We start from the raw sequence: 21,780 nt of genomic DNA, 5'->3' as shown, positions 1-21,780 counted from the left end.
GTTTATTGGGACCGGACCGCGCGATTGTCCCGGGTTGCGGCCACATTCAGGGTCTGTTGCGCACTTGCCAGTTTGCGCTCGATCTCGGGCCAATCGCGGGCGACTGCCGCCTCGCCGGCCAGGATCGCCTGATTGCGGGCGTGGAAATCGTCGGCCCGCATCGACGCCAGCGCGGGGCGAATGACGACGTCGGCATTTTGAGTGAGTTCGTATTGCTTGATCGATTGCCCCATGATCGCGAAGGTCTGCAACAGCACGTCGAGCGAGTTGCCGGTCGCCTGGGCCGTTGGCTGAGCGGAGATATCCACGGCGATCACGAAATCAGCGCCCATGCGACGAGCGTATTCGGCCGGCACCGGTGCCACCAGACCGCCATCGACGTAATCGTGCCCGGCGATGCGAACCGGCTCGAAAAGCGTCGGCACGCTGCTCGAGGCGCGCACCGCCATGCCCGTGTTGCCGCGCCGGAATAGAATCGGCTGACCGGTCTGCAGGTCCGTGGCCACGATGCCCAGCGGTATCGGCATGCGCTCGATCGGGCGATTGTGCAGCAGATGATTGACATAGTCCTGCAGGGCCACGCCGCGCAGCATGCCGCGAGAGCGAAACGGCAATGCCCAGTCGCTGATCGCGGCCTCGTCCATCGAAATCGCGATGCGGTTGAGTTGAAGACCGGTCAAGCCCGATGCGTATAGCGCGCCGACCACGCTGCCGGCGCTGGTGCCCACGATCAGATCCGGATGAATGCCGCGCGCCTCCAGCGCCTTGATGACGCCGATGTGCGCGAAGCCCCGCGCCGCGCCACCGCCCAATGCCAAGCCGATTTTCAGATGGCGTGGCGTGGCAGGTGGTATGCCGGCAGGCGAGGCGGGCTGGACGTGCTGCGCCAGCGGCCGTGGTGCGATCGTCGGGCGGGGAGGGCTTGCGCAGGCGCTCAACAGGCACGCGAGAACGACTGGCAAAGAACGGGAAATCCCGCGAGGTATGGGTCTGCGGGTAAAAAATGTTGCGGGTGACAAACCGGGCTCCAACGAATGCGCTGCGCAATTCTACGAGGATTGAGCGACTTCTGCTCGGATGAGTCGCGTGAATCATTTCCGCTATTCTTATAATTAATGAGAATTATTTACAACTTTCCCTGATATCCCTAAGCTGTCCTGGCAAGTTGAGGCCCCCTTACACCAATATGCGAGGATGCATTGATGAATGGACTGTTTCTCAGGCTGGGCGCTCCGCTGTTGGCCGCGATTGTGTGTGCCGCCAACGTTCACGCGCAGGATCGCGTGCTGAACCTCTATTCGGCCCGGCATTATCAGGCCGATGAAGCCCTCTACCGCGATTTCACGGCGGAAACCGGCATCAAAATAAACCGCATCGAAGCTGACGACAATGCGATTTTCGAGCGCTTGAGAAGCGAGGGGCAACGCAGTCCCGCGGACGTGATCCTGATGGTCGATGCGGCTCGTCTGGCCGCCGCCCAGCGTGCCGGGCTGTTTCAGCCAATCAAATCGCCGGTGCTGGCCCAGCGGATTCCCGCCAAGTGGCATGCGGGCGATAGCTCGCAAGGCGTCGAATGGTTCGGGTTTTCCACGCGCGCGCGCGTGATTGTCTACAACAAGGACACCATCAGGCCGAAGGACGTCGCCACCTATGCGTCGCTGGCCAATCCGAAAAACCGCGGCAAGGTCTGCACCCGCTCGGGGGCGCATCCGTACATGTTGTCGCTGGTCAGCGCGCTCATCGCGCGCAATGGCGAGGCGGCCACCGAGGCGTGGGCGCGCGGCATGGTGGCCAACGCTGCGCGCCCGCCTCGTGGAGGCGATACCGATCAGATCAAGGCGGTCGCCAGCGGCGAGTGCGGCGCGGCACTGACCAACTCTTATTATTATGTGCGCCTGGCGCGCTCGCCGCGACCGCAGGATCGGGCGTTGATGTCGCGGGTCGGCTTCATATGGCCGGACCAGAACGGGCAGGGCACGCACTTGAACGTCGCGGGCGCCGGCGTGGCCCGGCACGCGCCGCACCGTGCCGCGGCGATCAAATTCCTCGAGTATCTGGCCAGCGATCGGGCGCAGGCGTATTTCGCCAATGGCAACAATGAATGGCCAGTCGTCAAGACGGTGCAGTTGGACAATCCGACACTGGCCGCATTGGGCAATTTCAAGGCCGAGACGGTGCCGATCGGCGCGATTGCCGCCGGCGTGCCGGCCGCACAGCGAATTCTCGATCGGGTGGGCTATCGCTGAGCGGGTTCGACGGGCGTAAAAAAAACCGGTCTGACCAAAGACCGGTTTTGTGGGGCGGCAGCGCGCTGTGCGCGAGGCTCAGCCGCCGCGTCGCATCATGTCGAAGAATTCCGCGTTGTTCTTGGTTTGCTTGACCTTGCCCAGCAGGAATTCCATCGACTCGATCTCGTCCATGTCGTAGATGAGCTTGCGCAGTACCCAGATCTTTTGCAGGATTTCCGGCTTGACCAGCAGTTCCTCGCGGCGGGTGCCCGATTTGTTCAGGTTGATGGCCGGATAAACGCGCTTTTCAGCCAGACGGCGTTCCAGGTGGACTTCCATGTTGCCGGTGCCCTTGAACTCTTCATAGATCACGTCGTCCATCCGGCTGCCGGTTTCGATCAGGGCGGTGGCGATGATCGTCAGCGAGCCGCCTTCCTCGACGTTACGCGCCGCGCCGAAGAAGCGCTTGGGCCGTTGCAGCGCGTTGGAGTCGACACCGCCGGTCAGCACCTTGCCCGAGGCCGGGATGACCGTGTTGTAGGCGCGCGCCAGACGGGTGATCGAGTCCAGCAGAATCACCACGTCCTGCTTCATTTCGACCAGGCGCTTGGCCTTTTCGATCACCATTTCGGCCACTTGCACGTGGCGCGTGGCGGGCTCGTCGAACGTCGACGCGATGACTTCGCCGCGCACCGAGCGCTGCATCTCGGTGACTTCCTCGGGGCGTTCGTCGATCAACAGCACGAACAGCGTGACGTCCGGGTGGTTCGAGGTGATGGCATGCGCGATGTGCTGCAGCATGACGGTCTTGCCTGACTTCGGCGAAGCGACCAGCAGGCCGCGCTGGCCTTTGCCGATCGGGGCGATCATGTCGATGATGCGGCCGGTGATGTTCTCCTCGCCCTTGATGTCGCGCTCGAGTAGCAACGGCTTGTTCGGATGCAGCGGCGTGAGATTCTCGAACATGATCTTATGTTTCGAGGCCTCAGGCGGGTGCATGTTGACCTTGTCGACCTTGACCAGCGCGAAATAACGCTCGCCGTCCTTGGGGGTGCGAACCTCACCTTCGATCGTGTCGCCCGTATGCAGATTGAAGCGGCGGATTTGTGACGGACTGATGTAGATGTCGTCGGGACTCGCCAGATAGGAGGTCTCGGGCGAGCGCAGAAAACCGAAGCCGTCGGGCAACACTTCGAGCGTACCATCGCCAAAGATGGTTTCTCCCAGCTTGGCGCGCTTCTTCAGAATGGCAAACATCAATTCCTGTTTGCGCATGCGATTCGCGTTCTCGACCTCGAGGCCATTGGCCATTTCGAGGAGCTCGGAGACATGCAAGGACTTAAGTTCGGATAAATGCATACGGAGATGCCGTCGCAGGGACGAGCAAGAAGGACAAGGGAAAAAGTGAGCGAACGCTCGAAGAACTATTTATAGGATCTGTCTAGGCGGATTATAGCGCATGCGGCGCGTTCGGCAAGAAGCCCTCGATACGCCGCATGCCGGCTGTGGCAAATGCACTACAGCAGCTTACAGATTGCCGTCGAGGAACGCGGTCAGTTGCGATTTCGACAGTGCGCCGACTTTCTGCGCCGCGACCGCGCCGTTCTTGAACAGGATCAGCGTCGGAATGCCTCGGATGCCAAATTTCGGCGGCGTGGCCTGGTTGTTGTCGACGTCCAGTTTGGCGATCTGCACACGGCTGGAAAAATTCGGGTCGGCGGCGATCTCTTCCAGAATCGGTGCAATCATCTTGCACGGGCCACACCACTCAGCCCAGAAATCCAGCAACACAGGCTTGTCCGACTTCAGGACTTCCTGATCGAAAGATGCGTCGGTGACGTGTTTGATGTGCTCGCTCATTTTTTTAAGTGCCTCGTCTAACTAATCGAAAAATCCTGGTGCGTCGGATAGCGACCGCGCCGGGAGAAGGGGTTTGGGCAATATCGATTCTGCGGCGGCACACTGCACCGGGCAGAACAGGCATTGGCGCTTCCAGCCTTCAGGTTAGGGCTGCGCCGCTGAAATCAAGCGATTTGCCAACGCAGTTTCCGCCAATCTTAGCGGAAATCGGTCGGCTCTGCGCGGCCTGGCCATCTCGAAATACGCGCGCAATTGAAGACTCGCGAGCCAGGCTCTGGTAGAATCCGGCGGTGACGGGCCTCCTCGCATGGCGGCGCGGCCAATCTGGTCAGGTCGGGAACGAAGCAGCCACAGCCGTTTTCTGCCAGTGCCGAGGGTCAGGCTCGTCACCCTCCACCTTTCCTGCCAGCCTGTCCGAACGATCGTTGCGAACCTGTCGCGACAGCATCGCCCGATGTGCCTTCCGACCGCGATCCGGTCACTTGTCCACGCGCTGATTTGTTACAATTTTGCCATGACTTATCAAGTACTCGCGCGCAAATGGCGCCCCAAAGGATTCTCGACGCTGGTCGGCCAGGAGCACGTGGTGCGGGCCCTCACGCACGCGCTCGAGCAGCAGCGCTTGCACCACGCGTACCTTTTCACCGGGACGCGCGGCGTCGGCAAGACCACCCTGTCGCGCATCCTGGCCAAGGCGCTCAATTGCGAAACCGGCATCACCGCTCAGCCTTGCGGGGTCTGCAAGGCCTGCCAGGCGATCGACGCGGGACGCTTCGTCGATTATGTCGAGATGGACGCGGCGTCCAATCGCGGGGTCGACGAGATGACCTCGCTGCTCGAAAAGGCGATCTACGCGCCCGTCGATGCCCGCTTCAAGGTCTATATGATCGATGAAGTGCACATGCTGACCGGCCACGCCTTCAACGCGATGCTCAAGACGCTCGAAGAGCCGCCGGCGCACGTCAAGTTCATTCTGGCCACCACCGACCCGCAGAAGATCCCGGTCACGGTGCTGTCGCGCTGTCTGCAGTTCAATCTCAAGCAAATGCCGGCGGGTCATATCGTCGATCACCTCGCTCATATCCTGGGCGAGGAGCAGATCGCCTTCGACAACCAGGCATTGCGGCTGTTGGCCAAGGCGGCCAACGGCAGCATGCGCGACGCGTTGTCGCTGACCGACCAGGCGATCGCCTACGCGGCCGGACCGGTCAACGAAGAAGCCGTGCGCGGCATGCTGGGCGCGATCGACCAGAGCGTGCTGGTGCGGATTCTCGACGCCCTGCACGCCGGCACGCCCAAAGACCTGATCGATCTTGCCGACGAGCTCGCCAGCCGCAGCTTCTCTTTCTCGGCGGCACTGCAGGACATGGGCAGTCTGCTGCATAAAGTCGCGCTGGCGCAAATGGCGCCCGACGCGGTGTCCGACGACTGGCCGGAGGCCGCCGACGTGCGACGTCTGGCCGAGCTGTTCGCGCCCGAAGAAGTCCAGTTGCACTATCAAATCGTGACTCGCGCGCGTAGCGAGCTCGGGCTGGCGCCGGACGAACACAGCGGATTTTCGATGGCGTTGCTGCGCATGGCGGCATTTCGCCCGCTGCTGAGCGCATCGCCGGGCAGCGTCGGCGGTGTCGCACCGGTGGGCGGCGCTGCCGCGCGAACGGCTCCCCGGGCTGCCTCGTCCGCCGCAACGGCCGCGGCGGCACCGGCAACTCCGCCGGCAGCCGCGCAGGCAGAAGCGGCAGCGGTACCGACCGCGACGGCCACGGCCATGTCGCCGGCCAAGGCGGCGCTGGCCGCGCTGCAGGCTTCATCGCGCAGCGCCACGCAGGCGGCGCGCCGCGCGCCGGCCGCCGAGCCGCGCAAGGTGCCCGAGCCGGCCATGGCGCCAGCCGCGCCGACGACCGTGCGCGAGGTCGAAAGCGCTGCCGCGCATGGCGAACCGGGTTCACCCGCCGAGCCAAACGCGGCGACCGAAACGGCTCGCTCCGACGATGCACCGCTGTTCGTTGGTGAATGGCCCGCGCTGGCCGCGCAGTTGCCGTTGCGCGGTCTGGCCCAGCAACTCGCGTTGCAAAGCGAGCTGGTCAGCGTGAGCGGACGCCGGTTTCATCTGCGTGTGCCGCTCAAGCAGTTGGGCGAGAGCGGCCCGAGCGAAAAACTGCGCGAGGCCCTCGGCGCCCACTTCGGCACCCCGGTCGAACTGACGATCGAAATCGGCGCGGTCAACGCGACGGCCGCCGCCGTGGCGGCCGAAGTGCGGGCGCAGCAGCAGCAGGCAGCCGAACAGGCGATCGGCAACGACACCTTCGTCCAGACGCTGATGAACGAATTCGGTGCTCAAATCGTGCCCGGTTCGATCCGCCCAGTGCAATAATTCTTTTTTACCCTACCAAGCGCCAGGAGTCATTGATGTTGAAAGGACAACTCGCGGGCCTGATGAAGCAGGCTCAGCAGATGCAGGAAAACATGAAGAAGATGCAGGACGAGCTCGCCCAGATCGAAGTCGAGGGACAGTCGGGCGCCGGACTCGTCAAGGTCGTGATGACCTGCAAGAACGACGTGCGCCGCGTTTCCATCGATCCGAGCCTGCTGGCCGACGACAAGGACATGCTCGAAGATCTGGTGGCCGCCGCCTTCAATGATGCGGTCCGCAAGGCCGAGGCCACCGCCCAGGAAAAGATGGGCGGCATGACCGCCGGCATGCCTTTGCCGCCGGGTTTCAAGCTGCCGTTCTGAGGGGCGGAGCCACGCCATCATGACTTTGCAGACTGCCGCGCTCGACCCCGCTGCGGGCCACGCAGCGGCGGCCCTTTCCTGTCATCGAACCGCGTTGCCGCGAGCCGAGCGAACATGCCCGCACTGACCAGTCTCCAGGAATTGATCGAAGCGCTGCGCGCACTGCCTGGCGTCGGCCCGCGATCGGCGCAGCGCATCGCTTACCACCTGTTGCAGCACGACCGCAGCGCGGCCACGCGGCTGGGCGAGGCATTGCTCCATGCATCCGGCGAAGTCCGGCACTGTGCCCGCTGTAATACGTTTACCGAGGTCGAAGTCTGCGAGACCTGCCAGGACCCGGAGCGCGACCCCTCGCTGCTGTGTGTGGTCGAAACGCCGGCCGACCAGTTGATGGTCGAGCAAACGTTGACCTTCCGCGGGCTCTACTTCGTCCTGATGGGGCGGCTCTCGCCGCTCGACGGCATCGGGCCCAAGGAGATCCACTTCGAGCAGTTGATCCGGCGCATCAGCGACGGCGTGGTCAAGGAAGTCATTCTGGCCACGAACTTCACCAACGAAGGCGAGGCCACCGCTCACTACCTCGCCCAAATGCTCAAGGCCCGCGGCCTCAAGGCGAGCCGCCTGGCGCGCGGTGTGCCGGTCGGCGGCGAGCTGGAATACGTCGACGCCGGCACCATCGCCCGCGCAGTGCTCGACCGGCATACACTGTAAACGGCGCCGCCCTGACTCGCGCAAACGCGCTCGACCACAGGTAAACGCTAATCGCGTCAACCCTGTCATCCTATCGGATTAGTCGTTTCTCGCTATTACTCGAGGCGCTCTTCTCGCCTAGACTAAATTAGGCAATCTTCCCCATAAAAAATGGAAGAGGCCTTGGGGCTGTTGTTCTCGCATCCGAATCGCAGGTCAAACGACGAGTGCGAGCTTGCCGTAAAGCGGGGAATAAGAATGACCCATGAAACCAATCGGACGCTGATTTATGCGTCACGGCGACATAGCGAGCCTTTGCTTGGTTTCCTGCAGGAACGCGGCTGGCACGTGGTGCCTGCCAAGTCTGCCGGAGAAGTCGGCCGTTTGATTCAGCCGGCGCACCCCACCTCGGCCGCGCTGCTCGATCTGAGCAGCGGCTATTCCGACCGCGATCTGACGCTGTTCGAGAACTGCATGCAGCCTGCCCATATCGGATGGGTGGCGGCGACCAGTCCCGAGCAACTGGAAAATGCCTCGGTGCGTCGGCTGATCCGCGACTACTGCTTCGACTACGTGCACATACCGTGCTCGAACGATGCGATTGCCAATATCGTAGGGCACGCCTACGGGATGGCCGCGCTGTCCGACATGATCAAGCAGTCCGCGCCGGAATTCTCGGGCAGCGATCAGGAAATGGTGGGCACCTGCGAAGTCATGCAGCAACTGTTTCGTACCATTCGCAAGGTTGCCAACACCGATGCGCCGGTATTCATCTTCGGCGAGTCGGGCACCGGCAAGGAACTGTCGGCGGTTGCCATTCACGAGCGCTCGCCACGCAGCAAAGGACCATTTGTCGCGATCAATTGCGGCGCTATTCCACCACACCTGATGCAATCCGAGTTGTTCGGCTACGAGCGGGGGGCGTTTACCGGCGCGAACCAGCGCAAGATCGGCCGCGTCGAGGCTGCCAACGGCGGCACGCTGTTCCTCGATGAAATCGGCGACCTGCCGATGGAGAGTCAGGCAGGCCTGCTGCGATTCCTGCAGCAGGGCGCGATCGAGCGGCTTGGAGGACACGAAGTCATTCCGGTCAACGTGAGGATCATCTCCGCGACCAATGTGAACCTGGAAGAGGCTGTCAAGGAAGGCCGCTTTCGCATGGATCTGTATCACCGCCTGTGCGTATTGCGGGTCGACGAGCCGCCGCTGCGGGCGCGCGGGCAAGACATCGAAATCCTTGCGCACCACGTGCTGCAACGCTTCAAGGGCGACAATCACCGCAAAATCCGCGGCTTCACACAATGCGCGGTACAGGCAATGTACGAGTACCACTGGCCCGGCAACGTTCGCGAGTTGATCAATCGCGTGCGGCGCGCCGTGGTCATGGCCGACAGCCGCATGATCTCGGCCAAGGATCTCGACTTGTCGCAGTGGGCGCCAACCACCATAAAAACGCTGGAAGAAATTCGCGCCGATGCAGAGCGCGAAGCGATTGAGCAGGCGCTGCTGCGCCATTGCCATCGTCTGACTGAAGTCGCAAAGGAATTGGGAATCTCTCGAATCACGTTGTACCGGCTGATGTGCCGGTACGGCTTACGTGGTGGTAGTGACGAATCGGGCGTGCCGGCCTGATATCTCCTGGCGTTGGTGAGAGGGCAACCGGCCTGCTAATGCAGGGGCCGGTTGTCTTTTTATTTTGAGGCGCCCAATTACCCGCTGCGACGCACACGGTGCACCGCCGTCTCGACTCGGCGCGCTGTTCCGGCCGGGTTTCGGGGCGGCACTTCAAGGCTGAAACATTCTGTTTCTGGCCCCCTTTAATAGCGACCCGAGGCATTTTCCAGGGCATCGCATCACCCTTCCGGACGATCGCCCGGACGCGCCGCGAATACGCGCCGCGCTGCTCATCGCACGCCGGCAAAAACGCTGCCGAACATCTCCCGCAACGAAACCGACCGGCGCCGCGACACCGATCCGGCGATTCATCGGGCTGCCGTATCAGCGCTGAAACATTTTTTGACAATGTGCGGTCGTTGCTACCGATCGCCTCTGGCGCTTTCTTTTGTTTTCAAACGTTTAACGCGCATGGCACGGATGTCGCTTAGTAGTTCTGCGCAAGGAGGAACCGGCTATGCGACACACCACACTCGGCAAATCGTTCAGTCCGCGACGCGCGGTCGGAGCGCTCTTGATCGCCATCGGCGGTGCCTTGGTCGCGTTGCCTGCGTGTGCTCAGGAATTCACGTTGGCGATGAACGACTCGCCAATCCAGGCAGCTGCATTTCCGGTCGATTTCGTGGTGACGCGCAGCCCGGTGGCACTGGCGATGCTCGGCACGCAAATGCCGGCCGAGGATGCTGGCTTCGTGCGCATGCCGGCCGGCGCCACGGCGCTCGACGACGGCCAGCTCGGCAGGGCGCGCGGACGCGTTGCCGTGCCGGTCATGGTCGCCGCGACGCCGCGCATGCTCGGCGCCAACTCGGTGACCCTGTGGGACGAAATGCCACGCACCAATCCGACCCCGTTACCGCAGCAATTGTCGAGCGGTAACGCCCAGGTCAACACCGTGAGTTACTCCAGGTGAGCGCCATGAACCACCTATTGCGCGTGACACGGCGAGCGGCTCCAGCGATGGCGCTGTGCCTGTTCGGCGCGAGCGAAATCGTCAGCACCGCTGCATTGGCCGAACCGGCCGCCCCGGGCGAGCTGGTGATCGAGCGGCAGGTCGGGCCACGCATCGCCTACCGCGGTCTGCCGCACGACAACTATCCGATCGATTCGAGCGTTGCAACGTTTCCGAAGCAACCGTTCGACGAGGCGATCGGCTCCATCAGCGCCGCGACCGACGCGGAATTGTCGACCCATGGCTCGATGGGCCTGATCGGCTCGAGCATCGTCAATGCGATGCAGCCGCTCACAGCGGGACTGGTCGGCGGCAATGCGACTTCCGGCGGCAATGGGATATCCGGTGCCACCGGCGGCTTTGGCGGTGCCATCGTCGGCGCGACCAGCGGCCTGGGCACGTCGATCCCCAGCGCGATCAATCAAGCGTTGGCGCCGCTGTCGTCGATGGGCGCGGTGGGGGCACCCAAATGAAACGCACCCATCTCGCCAGGCTGGCCATGGTACTGATCTGCGCCGGCGCATATGCGTTGCCGGCTGCGGCCGATCCGGGGCAGGGCGCCGGCACCTCCGCGCCCGCCGTGATTGCCACGTCGACTATCGATAGCGGCGTGGCCAAAGGCGCCAGCGGCAATATCGCGGTCAATCAGACGGCCGGCGCCAATAACGCGCAAAGCAACCAGGCCGTGATCGTGCAGGGCGCCGCCGCGCTCGGCGTCGGCGTGCTCGGCTCGCAGCAAATCTCGCTCGGCCGGGCACTGGCTGGCGCGGCCAAAAGCAGCATCGATGGCACGGCATTTTCCGGTGTCGCCGGGTTGACGCAAGTCAATCAATCCAGCGGCAGCGGCAACCTTCAACACAACGCCGCCGTCATCGTCGGCGGCGCGGTGTCTGGAGTGGAGATCGCATCGGACACGGCACTGTCCGGTGCGATCTCTAGAGGTGGCTGGACTGGACACCCGGGCATTTCCGAGCAATACCGCGAGGCTTCGATTTCCCCGGAAGCCTTTCGTAATGCCGCCGGAATCGTGCAGGTCAACCAGTCGGCCGGTGTAGGCAACGTGGCCTCAAACGTTTTTGTGCTCCGTCCCCCGGCGGGCACATCTTTTTAAACTCACTACTCTCGCGTCAAGGAGATTGTCATGAAATACAAAGCAATTGCGGTGGCGGCGATGCTGTTGGCGACTGGGTCGGCGATGGCCTACCCGCACGGTGGCAACGACCACGACCAGCTCAGCTTCTCGGAGATCGGCAACGCAACCAATGTGCTGAACAACGTCGCAATTTTCGGCCTGGTCGGCATCAGGGGTTGCGTATTCGCGGATAACACGGCGAACGCTGTCGTGCAAAACGACCAGCACGTCTGGGCGAGCGAAATTTCCATCAGCGCGCCGTCCAAGTGGCTCGGCAACTTCACCGACTCGACCACCCGGATCAACACCAATTACACCAACAACTCGGTGTCAGACACCGGCAGCGCGTACCTAGTGGGCGGTGTGACGACCACCCGTTACGACAACGATACCAGCTGGGTCAACAAGACTGCCAGCGGCCACCTGAACACCAGCCAGGGAGCTCAGGTTGGTGGCCAGTATTCGGCCGGACAACAGTCCAGCGGCTCGGGCGGCTTCGTTGCCGGCGGCGGGTATCAGCAAAGCAGCTATCAATTCGGTGCTCACGGTGGTGCGGGCGGACATTTCTGGACGCCCGGCGGTGGCGGCGGCTACGGCTACGGCGGCAGCTACCACGCCTCGGGCGGATCGGGTTCGATCTGGGGCGGCTATGCGTATGGCCAACAGCATCAATCGTCTGGCGGCTTCCAGGCGAGTGGCTACAAGAATACGCAAAGCAGCTTTGACGCTGGCTTCCACGCGACCGACAACCACGGTTACTCCGACGTCGAATCGGCATCGATCGCAGCCGGCGCCATCTGGGGATTCTCCAACGACTACGTTGCCAACAACGTTTCCGTGTCCGGCACGACGATCATTCACACCACCACGTACGTCATGCCGACCATGGGTGCGGGTACCGGCAACGGTGCGCTGGCTGGCGCCTCGGGTAACGTCGGCCTGAACGAAGCCGCCGGTGTGGACAATGCGCAAGCCAACAACGCGGCTCTGTCGGCGATGAACTCGGGCCCGGTCTACGGCTCGGCGCAAACCTTCAGCACGCAGTCGTCGGATGGCAGTGGCAGCATTCACAACATGTACGTGAATGCAAGCGTGGGTGACGGTACGCTGGCTGGCGCCTCGGGCAACATCGGCGTCAACATCGCCTCGGGTATCGGTAACGTGCAGGCCAATAACCTGGCTGCTTCGGTCACCACCACCAAGGCTGGTGCAGACACCGGCGGCGCCGTCACGGCCACCGCACAAACCGACCAGAAGGCCTCGATGTACGCTTCCGGCGCCTATGTGCCGACCGCCTACCTGGGTAGCGGCGCTCTGGCGGGTGCGACCGGCAATGTCGGCGTCAATATCGCCGCCGGCATCGGCAACGTGCAAAACAACAGCCTGGCCATTTCGTCGGTCAGTGTCATGAAGTAACGCTTCGCGCAGCAGTGCCAAGGCTGGCCCGGACGTCTCGGGCCGGCCGTCTCTATCGAGAGGCCATGATGCATTACACCCGGTGGCTGAGATTCGGTTCGACGATCGTGCTTGCCTGCCTGGCGCTCGGCGCCAGTGCGCAATCGCAGGTCGATCTGGAGTCGGTCGCCGGTATCCCCGCATTCAAGACAATGCGCTCGATAAAGGACATGCGGTATCGGGACATTGTCAGGCAGGAGTATGACTTCAGCTGCGGCTCCGCCGCGCTGTCCACGCTGCTCAAATACGGCTACGGCATCAACATCCCGGAAGCCGAAATGATCAAACGGATGATGGTGTATTCGACACCCGCCGTGGTCATCAAGAGCGGATTTTCGATGCTGGACATGAAGAAATTCGTCGAAACGCTGGGTTTTCAAGGCCGCGGCTTTCGCGTCAACGTCCATGCGCTCTACGACTTGCGCATTCCAGTCATCGCGTTGATGGACATCAACGGCTATCAACATTTCGTACTGATCAAGGGTGCCCGGGACGGCCGCATTTTTCTGGCCGATCCGGCGCTGGGCAATCGCGTTGTCGAGGAAGCCGATTTCGCCAGGCAATGGGATGGACTCATCCTGGCCGTGGTCGGCAAGCCATTTTTGGAGGATTCCCCGTTATTGCAGGGTAACTATTCACTCGCCTTGCGCCAACGCGCCGGCGCATTGGCGACGAGCGCGCGGCCGACCCCCGAGGTCGACTTCGGGCTCATCAAATCGAATTTGTTCTGAGAAAGGTCATGAACCACTATGCACGATTGCTGGCCCTGCCGCTGTGCATGGGCGCAATACCGGCATTGGCGCATGAGGTGCCGATGTCCTGGCAGCCGGTGAGCGATGAGGTGTTGGCTCACGCCACTGGCAAATACATGGATCAAAACATGATTTCGGGTTTTCAACTCGATCTGATTTCGCAATGGCAAACACCGTCCGGCGCCAGTCTCTACGCCGCCGGCTCGGTCAATGTGCAACAAGGCAGCAATGGATATACGGTCAACACGGGCAGCCAGACCGGCATCTTGCCCGGCAACAACAGCACCAACTACGGCCCTGGTCTTGCATCCGTGCACGGGGGCAACCTAATTCAAGTCAATGGGGTAGGTCAGGTTACCCAAGTCGCCGGCAATGGGAACGCCGTGCAAAACCAGACCGTGATCGATTTCTCGCCGACCCAGGGCGGCCTGGGGCTGCCTTCGGGCGGTGCCAGCAGCACCTCGCTCGACGGGATGAACGCACACGTGGCGGTGGGCCAATCAGGCGTGAACGTTTCGCTGCAATCGCCGTTCGGCTCGGTCGTGCAGACCATCACGTCGGGCGGGGGCAGTCCGATGAACCGCATCATGCAGGTCATCCAGGTCGCAGGTAACAACCAGCAGGTGCTCAACAGCATGTTGCTGCACCTGAGAACCAATCCCGTGACGATGAATGCCTTGCGGCAAGTCGGGGTCAACCAGGCGCTGGCCAATACGCTCGGCTTGCGAAGATAAATAAGGATACCGAAGAAGATGTAATTGATTTTCATGGCGATTCCGGAATGATCTTCTGCAATCGCCACTTTGACCGGGGGATATTATGAATAACAGGAACCGTTTTTTTCCCGTTGACGCAATCGCATGGGGGGTGTTGCTGTTCGCGCTATCGGCCCAGGCGCAGGAGCAAGCGCCGCCCTCGCTGGACGATCAGATCACGCAACTCTCGCGTGAAATCAACCAGCAGCAGCGGGAAATTCTTTCTTTGAAGAAGCGCCTCACGCAGCTCGAAATGTCCCGCAGAGGACGCGGCGTGACGGCCTGGGATGCCGCGCAGGCCGACACGCCGAGCGGCGCCACCGCCACTGGCGATGCCGGCGGCGCGTCGGACGCCGCGAGCGCTCAGGACGGCGGCGCCGCTGCAATAGGCCAGACCCAGCAGCAGCAAAAGAACACGGCAGCCGCGTATCGCTCGCCCAGCGAGAACGCCGTCGTGCAGGAGCAGCACGCGCCGCTTTTCGACAAGAAGCTCACCATCGATGCCGGCGTGAGCTACGGCTATTACGATCGGCGGCAACTGGCGCTGACGGGGTTTCTCGCCCTCGATGCGATCTTTCTGGGGAACATCAACCTGTCCGAAACCAAGGCGAGCGTGTGGACGTTCGACGTCAACACGCGCTACGGCATCACCGACCGGTTGAGCGTGTCGCTGGATGTCCCCTACCTGTACCGCAGCAGTGACTTCATCTCTGCCGGCGCGGGCGGGGCGGCCACGGCGCTGAGCGACCAAACCAAGAACGCCGGGTCGATCGGCGATGTGACCGCGTCGGTCTATTACCAGTTCGTCAAGGAGTCCGCGACCTGGCCCGACATCGTTGGCAGCTTGCGGGTCACGGCACCGACCGGGAGCTCGCCGTTCGGCATCAAGTTCACTTCGCCGGCGGACAACAACAACCTGAATTTCCCGACCTCGCTGCCTACCGGCAACGGCGTGTGGGCGCTGACCGCCGGCATTTCCGTGTTGCGGACCTACGACCCGGTCATCCTGTTCGGCAGCCTGGCCTATACGTATAACTTGCCGCGCTCGTTCTCCGACATCTCGCCGATCCCGAGCGTGGTCACGCCGGCCAAGGTCAAACTGGGCGATGTACTGCAAGTCGGGGCCGGCATCGCGCTGGCGCTCAACGACAGGACCGCGCTCAGCCTGTCCTATTCGGCGGCTATTTCCCAGGCCACCAAGACGCAGGCCCCGGGTGAGAGCTACGTGACGGTGCCCGGTAGTTCCAGCAATGCCGCGTCGCTCAATGTCGGCTTGAATTACGTGATCAACAAGCACTGGACCTTTAACGGCTACTTCGATGCGGGCATGTCGCCGGATGCGCCGAACTACGTGATCGGGATTCGCTTCCCATACACGTTCTGAGGTCGGGCATGGAAGCACGCGGAGGCATCGACGCTATCGCCGGTCGGGCTCGCAGTCCCGCGCCGGCGGGTGGCCTGGCCGCGACATTATTCGCGGCCAGGTTCACACACTTGTGCGCCGGGGGGCAACGCTTTCGTGCGGCTGGTATTCAGCGGGCCGGCAGGTTCGTCAGGCGGGACGAAAAATTAACCCGCAGGAGCATTGGCGCGGCAGGGCTGCCGACCGACACGCGCAGGCTGTTGCCGCTTGCAACGGTGAGCGACGTCGATTGGAAGTTGGCCGGCGAAGCCGCCTGGTCCTGGGGTTTCGGCGCCGGGACGGGCGGCAGGATTTCGTCCCAAAGCTTGACCGAACTCATGGCGACGTTTTGCGCCAGGAGTATCGTATTTGCGTGTAGTTGTGTCCCGCGGGCCGCGGCCAACGTGATGTCGTCGATCGGCTCGGCGCCAGCGCGCTCGAGCGCGGCGGTGGCGAACGCTTGCCGCGCCTGACAGGCACTTGTGCCCAGCACGCAAAGCAAAGCTGTGCCGAGCGTCAGGCGCGCGAATGTGGAAGTCATGAGAATTGGTTGAACCGTTGGTCCCCGAACCCGGTACAGGTTTCATTGTATGGCGAACCCGGGCAAAGGAAAGGGAAATAAATGGGGTCGGTGTCGATATTGCAGGTGTTGCGATGACGCATCGGCAAGACCCCTGAATAGGGCGGTTGGCGCACTGACTAGGGTAAATCCGCTGAGGATTTTCTGGCGACTTCCTTGTTAGAGTTGACTGGCGTTGGATTGACTGAACACCGTTGCGCATAACAAGTCGAGCTCAAGCGACGCGAGCGGCGGGGTGAACAACAAAAACCGGGGATTCCATGCGCGTTTTATTTGTTGGCGAGAATCAGCAGATCGCTGATGCCATGCGTGAAGCTCTGGCGGCGCGCGAAGCGTCCGCGGAGCTGCACGTCGTACCCTCCTGTCCGGCCGCCGTGGCCTGGCTGGCGAGTTCCGAATCTACTCAGTGCGTGGTTATCGAGGACGAAGCGCTGCGCGATGAGCACGGCGCGCCGAGCGCGACGCAAGCCCGTGTACTCAGGCTGGCCCCCACCCTGGTGGCCACCGCCGAGCCGCACTTCGACGACATCCTGCATTGGCTGCGCCTGGGTGCTGGCGGGTGCCTGGCCTATCCGGCCGAGAGCCACGTGATCCTGGGCGCTCTCTACATCGTCTCGAGCGGCGAATACTACATTCCGCGCGACGTCGTCTCGCACCTGTTGTCCGATCCCGCCGCCGCCATGGTCGGAGACGGGCGCGGCGCGGCGGCCAATGGCTATGGCAGCGACGAGCTGGCGCTGCTGGGGATTTCCCGCCGGCAGCACGAAATCCTGGTGCTGCTCTCGCGCGGCCTTTCGATCAAACAGATCTGCCAGCATCTGCTGATCTCGGAAGGCACCGCCAAAACCCACATCAGCGCGCTGTATCGCCGACTCGGCGCCCGCAATCGCGGTGAAGCGATCTACATTGCCGCGCAACGCGGCGCCCGCCAATTGTTCGAAGACCGCTCGATCTGAGCTCATCGCGACGGGCGCGGCGTTGCTTCATTGCAACATCGGTCGCGCCCGTCGCTCCCGTGGTCCGCGCCGGCCACGACTCGAACCTGACATTCTTTTGCGGTAAAACGTCGGCAGCATGCCGACGTTCGGCTGCGCCGGCGATCGACGCGGGTGTGTTAGGCTTGGGCGCTATTTGCGCGAAGCGCGCCGGCGCGGGGCTGCGCGCGGCGCCAAGGCGTTTGGCACCCGCTTTCCTAAGTTACAATCCAGACATGCAAATTCTGCTCAGCAACGACGACGGCTATCAGGCACCCGGTCTGACCGCGCTTTACGAGGCGCTCGCGCCGCTTGGCGACATCACCGTGGTGGCGCCCGAACAAAATTGCAGCGGTGCCTCGAACTCGCTGACCCTGCAGCGGCCGCTGTCGGTGTTCAGCGCCGCCAATGGATACCGTTTCATCAACGGCACGCCGACCGACTGCGTGCACATTGCCCTGACCGGATTGCTCGAGCACCGGCCGGATATCGTCGTATCGGGCATCAACAATGGCCAGAACATGGGCGAAGACACGCTTTACTCCGGCACGGTCGCGGCGGCCACCGAAGGCTTCATGTTTGGCATCCCATCCTTTGCCTTCTCGCAGGTCAACAAGGGTTGGGATCACCTCGAGTCGGCCGCCCGTGTGGCCCGTGAAATCATCGAACGCTATCTCGAGCAGCCGCTGGCCTCGCCATTCCTGCTCAACGTCAACATTCCCAATCTGCCTTACGAGGCGATCAAGGGTGCGCGCGCGACGCGCCTGGGCAAACGCCATCAATCGCAGCCGGTGATCCGGCAGGAAAGCCCCCGCGGCGAGCCGATCTACTGGATCGGGCCGGCTGGAGACGCGCGCGATGCGAGCGAAGGCACCGATTTCCATGCCGTCGCCCACGGCCATGTCTCCGTCACCCCGCTACAGCTCGATTTGACCTACACCGCGCAACTGCACGCAGTTCATGACTGGCTGGAGAACGCGGGAGTGGCCGCCAAATGAGCCAATTGCCGGCCAAGCGATTTCCCCTGGCGCTGTCCGAAGTCATCGATCGTTCCGGCAAGCGCGCCGCGTCGCCGGCGCGTACCGGCACGTCCGGTTCGCACCGCAAGGCTGGCGCGACGACGGCGGCAGCGCACGCCAAGGCCGGTGCCGGCAAGCAAACCGTGCTCAAGGAGGTCCCGCACGAAGCGCTGGGCCTGACCTCCGAGCGGATCCGGCAACGTTTGGCGCAGCGTCTGGGCGAAGGCGGCATTCGGGATTCGCGCGTGCTGGCGGCGATCGGCCATGTGCCCCGGCATCGGTTTGTCGATGCGGCGCTCGCCAATCAGGCCTATGAAGACGCCGCGCTGCCGATCGGGCACGCGCAAACGATTTCCAAGCCGTCGGTCGTGGCGCGCATGATTGAATTGCTGCTCGCTTCCGGGCGGCCGCTCGACAAGGTGCTGGAGATCGGCACCGGGTGCGGCTACCAGGCGGCGGTACTGAGCCAGGTGGCGCGCGAAGTCTATTCTATCGAGCGGATTCGCCCGCTGCACGAGCGCGCCAAGGCGAACCTTCGCCCGTTGCGGGTGCCGAATATTCGTCTGCATTACGGTGACGGCCGGCTGGGCATGCCGCTGGTGGCGCCGTTCGACGGGATCGTGGTGGCCGCGGCGGGCCTGGAGATTCCCCAGGCGCTGCTCGAGCAGCTCGATATCGGCGCGCGCCTGGTGGCGCCGCTGGGCGGCGAACAACAAATATTGACCCTGATCGAGCGCACCGGAGCGCATCAATGGCGCGAAACGCGGCTTGATCGGGTTTTCTTTGTCCCTTTAAAATCCGGGATCATCTGATACCGAAGAAATTACGCGGAGGAAATGAGTGAACTCGCGATCGAGACTATACCAACGCCTGGCTAGCGCCGTGCTGATCAGCACGCTGGCAGCATGCGCGACGCGTCAGGTCGGCGCGCCGGTGGTGCAGGCCCCCGGTACTGCGGCGGGCAGCATGTCCGTGGCTCCCGGCACGCCGGTTCCCAACAACGCGCCGGTGGTGGAAAGCCTGCCGGTGGCGCCGGGGTATTACCGCGTCAAGCCAGGCGACACGCTATATCGGATCGCGCTGGATCACGGCCAGAACTATCGCGACATCGCCAGCTGGAACAATCTGTCAAACGCCGACCAGATCGAGGTCGGACAGGTATTGCGCGTAGTGCCGCCGCCCGGCCAGAGCGCCACGCCGATGTTGCCGCCGGGCGCATCCGCGCCGGTTGCCGCGTCCGGCAGCGGCGCGATGACGCCGCCCGCGGCCGCGCCGACCCCCCCGCCCGCGCCGCTGAACCAGTCGGCCCCAGCCGGCACGACCATCTCGCTGATATGGCCGGCCCATGGCAAGGTGGTGGGTACCTTCAACGACAGCACCAACAAAGGGATAAACATTGCAGGCACGGCGGGCGAGCCTGTGATGGCCGCCGCGGCGGGCAAAGTCGTCTACGCCGGCAATGGCTTGCGCGGCTATGGCAACCTGATCATCATCAAACATAACGGAACGTTCTTGACGGCCTATGCTCACAACCGCACACTGTTGGTAAAAGAGGGCGATGTCGTCAGCCAGGGGCAAAAGATCGCCGAGATGGGCAACTCCGACAGTTCTCAAGTAATGTTGCATTTCGAAGTGCGCCGCATGGGCAAGCCGGTGGATCCAACGACCTATCTGCCGCCGAAGTGAGTCGATCAACCTTGAGCAGGGTGGGATGCTGAAAAAGAAGCGTCATCTCTCGCATCACGGAGAAAACTCCGAGCTCGCCGCCGACGAGGCTGGCGAGCAGTCGGAACGCCACGACGCGCCGGCCGACGACCCGTTCGTCGAAGGCGACGGCGAGTCCAGCGAGCCGGGCGAGGCGCGCGAACTCGACGCACCGCAGGCCGCTGCGGCCGAGCCCGACGAGTTCACCACCATCCTGCAGGCCGAACTCACGGCCGACACGGTTCAGCACTACCTGAACCGCATCAGCATCAAGCCGCTTCTCACGCCCGCCGAAGAACTTCATTACGCGACGCTTGCCCAGGGCGGCGAATTCGGTGCGCGGCAGGTCATGATCGAGCGCAACCTGCGCCTGGTGGTGAGCATCGCCAAGGGTTACCTCAATCGCGGCGTGCCGCTGCTCGACCTGATCGAAGAGGGCAACCTCGGGCTGATGCATGCCATCGAAAAATTCGATCCGGGCCGGGGATTCCGCTTTTCGACCTACGCGACCTGGTGGATCCGGCAAAGCATCGAGCGCGCCATCATGAACCAGGCGCGCACCGTGCGCCTGCCGGTGCACGTGATCCGCGAGCTCAATCAGGTGCTGCGCGCCAAGCGGCACCTGGAGAAAAGCGCGCCATACGTCGACGGCGCCGAACGGCGCGATGCCAGCATCGACGACATTGCCGACCTGACGGGCAAGACGGCCGATGAAATCATCGACATCCTCGCGCTCAACGAACACGTCGCCTCGCTCGACGCGCCGCTCGAAATCGACCCTGGCAGCAGCCTGCTCGATCTGCTCTCCGACGACCACAGCCAGGCGCCGGAGCAGGAAGTGCAGCACCGGGAGCTCGAAGACCTGATGCGTCTTTGGCTCTCGCGTCTTTCCACCAAGCACCGCTATGTGATCGAGCGTCGCTTCGGGCTCAACCGGATCGAGCCGGCCACGCTCGAGGAACTGGCCGACGAGATGGGCCTCACGCGCGAGCGGGTCAGGCAAATCCAGCAGGAAGCCCTGGTCAAGCTCAAACGTTATTTCGCCTCCAACGGCGTGCGCAAGGATTCCGTATTGTGATTCCCGTTCTGGTTTTCGACATCGAGACGATTCCCGACGTCGCGGGTCTGCGTCGTCTGCAGGACGCGCCGGACACGATGTCCGACGCCGAGGTTGCCGAGCAGGCGTTTGCCGCCCGGCGCGAAAAAACCGGTGGCGACTTTCTGCCGCTGCACCTGCACAAGGTCGCGGCGATCTCCTGCGTGTTTCGCGATCGCGACGGTTTTCGCGTGCGCTCGCTGGGCACCCTCGAAGACGGCGAAGCCGCGTTGATCCAGAGCTTCTACCGCGTGATCGAGAAATACTCGCCGCAACTCGTGTCCTGGAACGGCGGCGGCTTCGATCTGCCCGTGCTGCATTACCGCGGCCTGATCAATTCGGTGGTCGCGCCGCGCTACTGGGACATGGGTGAAGACGATCGCGACTTCAAATGGAACAACTACATCAGCCGCTACCATCATCGCCATCTCGATCTGATGGACCTGCTCGCGATGTACCAGGCCCGCGCCAACGCGCCGCTCGACGATCTGGCCAAGCTTTGCGGTTTTCCCGGCAAGCTCGGCATGGACGGCAGCAAGGTGTGGGAGGCCTATCAGCAAGGCCAATTGGCCGAGATCCGCAATTACTGCGAAACCGATGTCGTCAATACGTACCTCGTGTATTGCCGGTTTCAGCTCATGCGCGGCGGATTCTCTCCGGCCGAATACGAACAGGAAGTCGAGCTGGTCAAAACCGCGCTCGCCGGCGAGAGCGCGGCGCACTGGCGCGAGTACCTGGCGGCCTTCGCGGCCTGAGCGCCGGCACCCAGACCGG

22 protein-coding genes and 1 other RNA gene are annotated in these 21,780 nt (G+C 62.9%); 19 read left to right on the top strand and 4 right to left on the bottom strand.

Annotated features, from left to right (window positions below; all coding sequences use genetic code 11):
- Positions 1–2: 2 nt before the first annotated feature.
- Positions 3–986, bottom strand: coding sequence for a patatin-like phospholipase family protein (locus PATSB16_RS11805; RefSeq protein WP_418303897.1), 984 nt, complete (start codon positions 984–986; stop codon positions 3–5).
- A 216-nt stretch (positions 987–1,202) separates the two neighbouring features.
- Between PATSB16_RS11805 and PATSB16_RS11800 the strand changes: the two genes are divergently transcribed.
- Entirely contained in the window at positions 1,203–2,246 is a 1,044-nt protein-coding gene (locus PATSB16_RS11800; protein WP_047214317.1) for a Fe(3+) ABC transporter substrate-binding protein, read from the top strand.
- A gap of 78 nt (positions 2,247–2,324) precedes the next feature.
- Here PATSB16_RS11800 and rho read toward each other — a convergent pair whose 3' ends face one another.
- Both rho and trxA read right to left on the bottom strand, forming a co-directional pair.
- Positions 2,325–3,587 carry a transcription termination factor Rho gene (gene rho, locus PATSB16_RS11795; RefSeq protein WP_047214316.1) on the bottom strand — a complete coding sequence of 421 codons (1,263 nt, stop codon included), beginning with the start codon at positions 3,585–3,587 and terminating at the stop codon, positions 2,325–2,327.
- Positions 3,588–3,755: 168 nt separating this feature from the next.
- Positions 3,756–4,088: a thioredoxin TrxA gene (trxA, locus tag PATSB16_RS11790; RefSeq protein ID WP_047214314.1), complete on the bottom strand. Its 333-nt coding sequence runs from the start codon at positions 4,086–4,088 to the stop codon at positions 3,756–3,758.
- Positions 4,089–4,380: 292 nt separating this feature from the next.
- Between trxA and ffs the strand changes: the two genes are divergently transcribed.
- The 12 genes from ffs to PATSB16_RS11730 all read left to right on the top strand — a co-directional run bounded on the left by ffs (position 4,381) and on the right by PATSB16_RS11730 (position 15,615).
- An RNA gene (gene ffs / locus PATSB16_RS11785) (signal recognition particle sRNA small type) lies at positions 4,381–4,479 on the top strand.
- A gap of 123 nt (positions 4,480–4,602) precedes the next feature.
- Positions 4,603–6,462 (top strand): DNA polymerase III subunit gamma/tau, encoded by a 1,860-nt coding sequence (gene dnaX / locus PATSB16_RS11780; RefSeq protein WP_047216508.1) that lies wholly within the window; start codon positions 4,603–4,605, stop codon positions 6,460–6,462.
- A 35-nt stretch (positions 6,463–6,497) separates the two neighbouring features.
- On the top strand, positions 6,498–6,824 hold the full coding sequence (locus PATSB16_RS11775; protein ID WP_047214313.1) for a YbaB/EbfC family nucleoid-associated protein: 327 nt from the start codon (positions 6,498–6,500) through the stop codon (positions 6,822–6,824).
- Positions 6,825–6,938: 114 nt separating this feature from the next.
- Positions 6,939–7,535, top strand: coding sequence for a recombination mediator RecR (gene recR, locus PATSB16_RS11770; protein WP_047214312.1), 597 nt, complete (start codon positions 6,939–6,941; stop codon positions 7,533–7,535).
- Positions 7,536–7,772: 237 nt separating this feature from the next.
- Positions 7,773–9,146 (top strand): sigma-54 dependent transcriptional regulator, encoded by a 1,374-nt coding sequence (locus tag PATSB16_RS11765; protein WP_047214310.1) that lies wholly within the window; start codon positions 7,773–7,775, stop codon positions 9,144–9,146.
- 499 nt (positions 9,147–9,645) lie between these two features.
- The gene (locus tag PATSB16_RS11760) at positions 9,646–10,098 is read left to right on the top strand and encodes a hypothetical protein (RefSeq protein WP_052892665.1); all 453 of its coding nucleotides are present in this window, start codon (positions 9,646–9,648) and stop codon (positions 10,096–10,098) included.
- Positions 10,099–10,103: 5 nt separating this feature from the next.
- On the top strand, positions 10,104–10,610 hold the full coding sequence (locus PATSB16_RS11755; RefSeq protein ID WP_156884731.1) for a hypothetical protein: 507 nt from the start codon (positions 10,104–10,106) through the stop codon (positions 10,608–10,610).
- Positions 10,607–11,248 carry a hypothetical protein gene (locus PATSB16_RS11750; RefSeq protein WP_237170227.1) on the top strand — a complete coding sequence of 214 codons (642 nt, stop codon included), beginning with the start codon at positions 10,607–10,609 and terminating at the stop codon, positions 11,246–11,248. The genes PATSB16_RS11755 and PATSB16_RS11750 overlap by 4 nt, the downstream gene beginning before the upstream one ends.
- 30 nt (positions 11,249–11,278) lie before the next feature.
- Positions 11,279–12,685, top strand: coding sequence for a hypothetical protein (locus PATSB16_RS11745; RefSeq protein WP_052892663.1), 1,407 nt, complete (start codon positions 11,279–11,281; stop codon positions 12,683–12,685).
- A gap of 65 nt (positions 12,686–12,750) precedes the next feature.
- On the top strand, positions 12,751–13,455 hold the full coding sequence (locus PATSB16_RS11740) for a C39 family peptidase (protein WP_047214309.1): 705 nt from the start codon (positions 12,751–12,753) through the stop codon (positions 13,453–13,455).
- 8 nt (positions 13,456–13,463) lie between these two features.
- A complete protein-coding gene (locus PATSB16_RS11735) occupies positions 13,464–14,210 on the top strand; it encodes a hypothetical protein (RefSeq protein WP_052892662.1) in 747 nt (248 codons plus the stop codon).
- An 85-nt stretch (positions 14,211–14,295) separates the two neighbouring features.
- Positions 14,296–15,615 carry a hypothetical protein gene (locus tag PATSB16_RS11730; protein ID WP_047214308.1) on the top strand — a complete coding sequence of 440 codons (1,320 nt, stop codon included), beginning with the start codon at positions 14,296–14,298 and terminating at the stop codon, positions 15,613–15,615.
- A gap of 148 nt (positions 15,616–15,763) precedes the next feature.
- Here PATSB16_RS11730 and PATSB16_RS11725 read toward each other — a convergent pair whose 3' ends face one another.
- The gene (locus tag PATSB16_RS11725) at positions 15,764–16,174 is read right to left on the bottom strand and encodes a hypothetical protein (protein ID WP_047214307.1); all 411 of its coding nucleotides are present in this window, start codon (positions 16,172–16,174) and stop codon (positions 15,764–15,766) included.
- A 344-nt stretch (positions 16,175–16,518) separates the two neighbouring features.
- Here PATSB16_RS11725 and PATSB16_RS11720 point away from each other — a divergent pair, with 344 nt between their 5' ends.
- The 6 genes from PATSB16_RS11720 to PATSB16_RS11695 all read left to right on the top strand — a co-directional run bounded on the left by PATSB16_RS11720 (position 16,519) and on the right by PATSB16_RS11695 (position 21,761).
- On the top strand, positions 16,519–17,169 hold the full coding sequence (locus tag PATSB16_RS11720) for a response regulator transcription factor (protein ID WP_169834618.1): 651 nt from the start codon (positions 16,519–16,521) through the stop codon (positions 17,167–17,169).
- A 254-nt stretch (positions 17,170–17,423) separates the two neighbouring features.
- Positions 17,424–18,185 (top strand): 5'/3'-nucleotidase SurE, encoded by a 762-nt coding sequence (surE, locus tag PATSB16_RS11715; RefSeq protein ID WP_047214306.1) that lies wholly within the window; start codon positions 17,424–17,426, stop codon positions 18,183–18,185.
- The gene (locus PATSB16_RS11710) at positions 18,182–19,018 is read left to right on the top strand and encodes a protein-L-isoaspartate(D-aspartate) O-methyltransferase (RefSeq protein WP_047214305.1); all 837 of its coding nucleotides are present in this window, start codon (positions 18,182–18,184) and stop codon (positions 19,016–19,018) included. The genes surE and PATSB16_RS11710 overlap by 4 nt, the downstream gene beginning before the upstream one ends.
- 70 nt (positions 19,019–19,088) lie before the next feature.
- Positions 19,089–19,892 (top strand): peptidoglycan DD-metalloendopeptidase family protein, encoded by an 804-nt coding sequence (locus PATSB16_RS11705; protein WP_237170226.1) that lies wholly within the window; start codon positions 19,089–19,091, stop codon positions 19,890–19,892.
- A 25-nt stretch (positions 19,893–19,917) separates the two neighbouring features.
- Positions 19,918–20,988, top strand: coding sequence for an RNA polymerase sigma factor RpoS (gene rpoS, locus PATSB16_RS11700; RefSeq protein ID WP_047214302.1), 1,071 nt, complete (start codon positions 19,918–19,920; stop codon positions 20,986–20,988).
- Positions 20,985–21,761, top strand: coding sequence for a 3'-5' exonuclease (locus tag PATSB16_RS11695; protein WP_047214301.1), 777 nt, complete (start codon positions 20,985–20,987; stop codon positions 21,759–21,761). The genes rpoS and PATSB16_RS11695 overlap by 4 nt, the downstream gene beginning before the upstream one ends.
- Positions 21,762–21,780: the final 19 nt, after the last annotated feature.

The sequence above is a fragment of the Pandoraea thiooxydans genome (genome assembly GCF_001931675.1).
Classification (GTDB): Bacteria; Pseudomonadota; Gammaproteobacteria; order Burkholderiales; family Burkholderiaceae; genus Pandoraea; species Pandoraea thiooxydans.
Note: the sequence above shows the minus strand (reverse complement) of the source record. Positions and strands in the feature narration are given on the sequence as shown.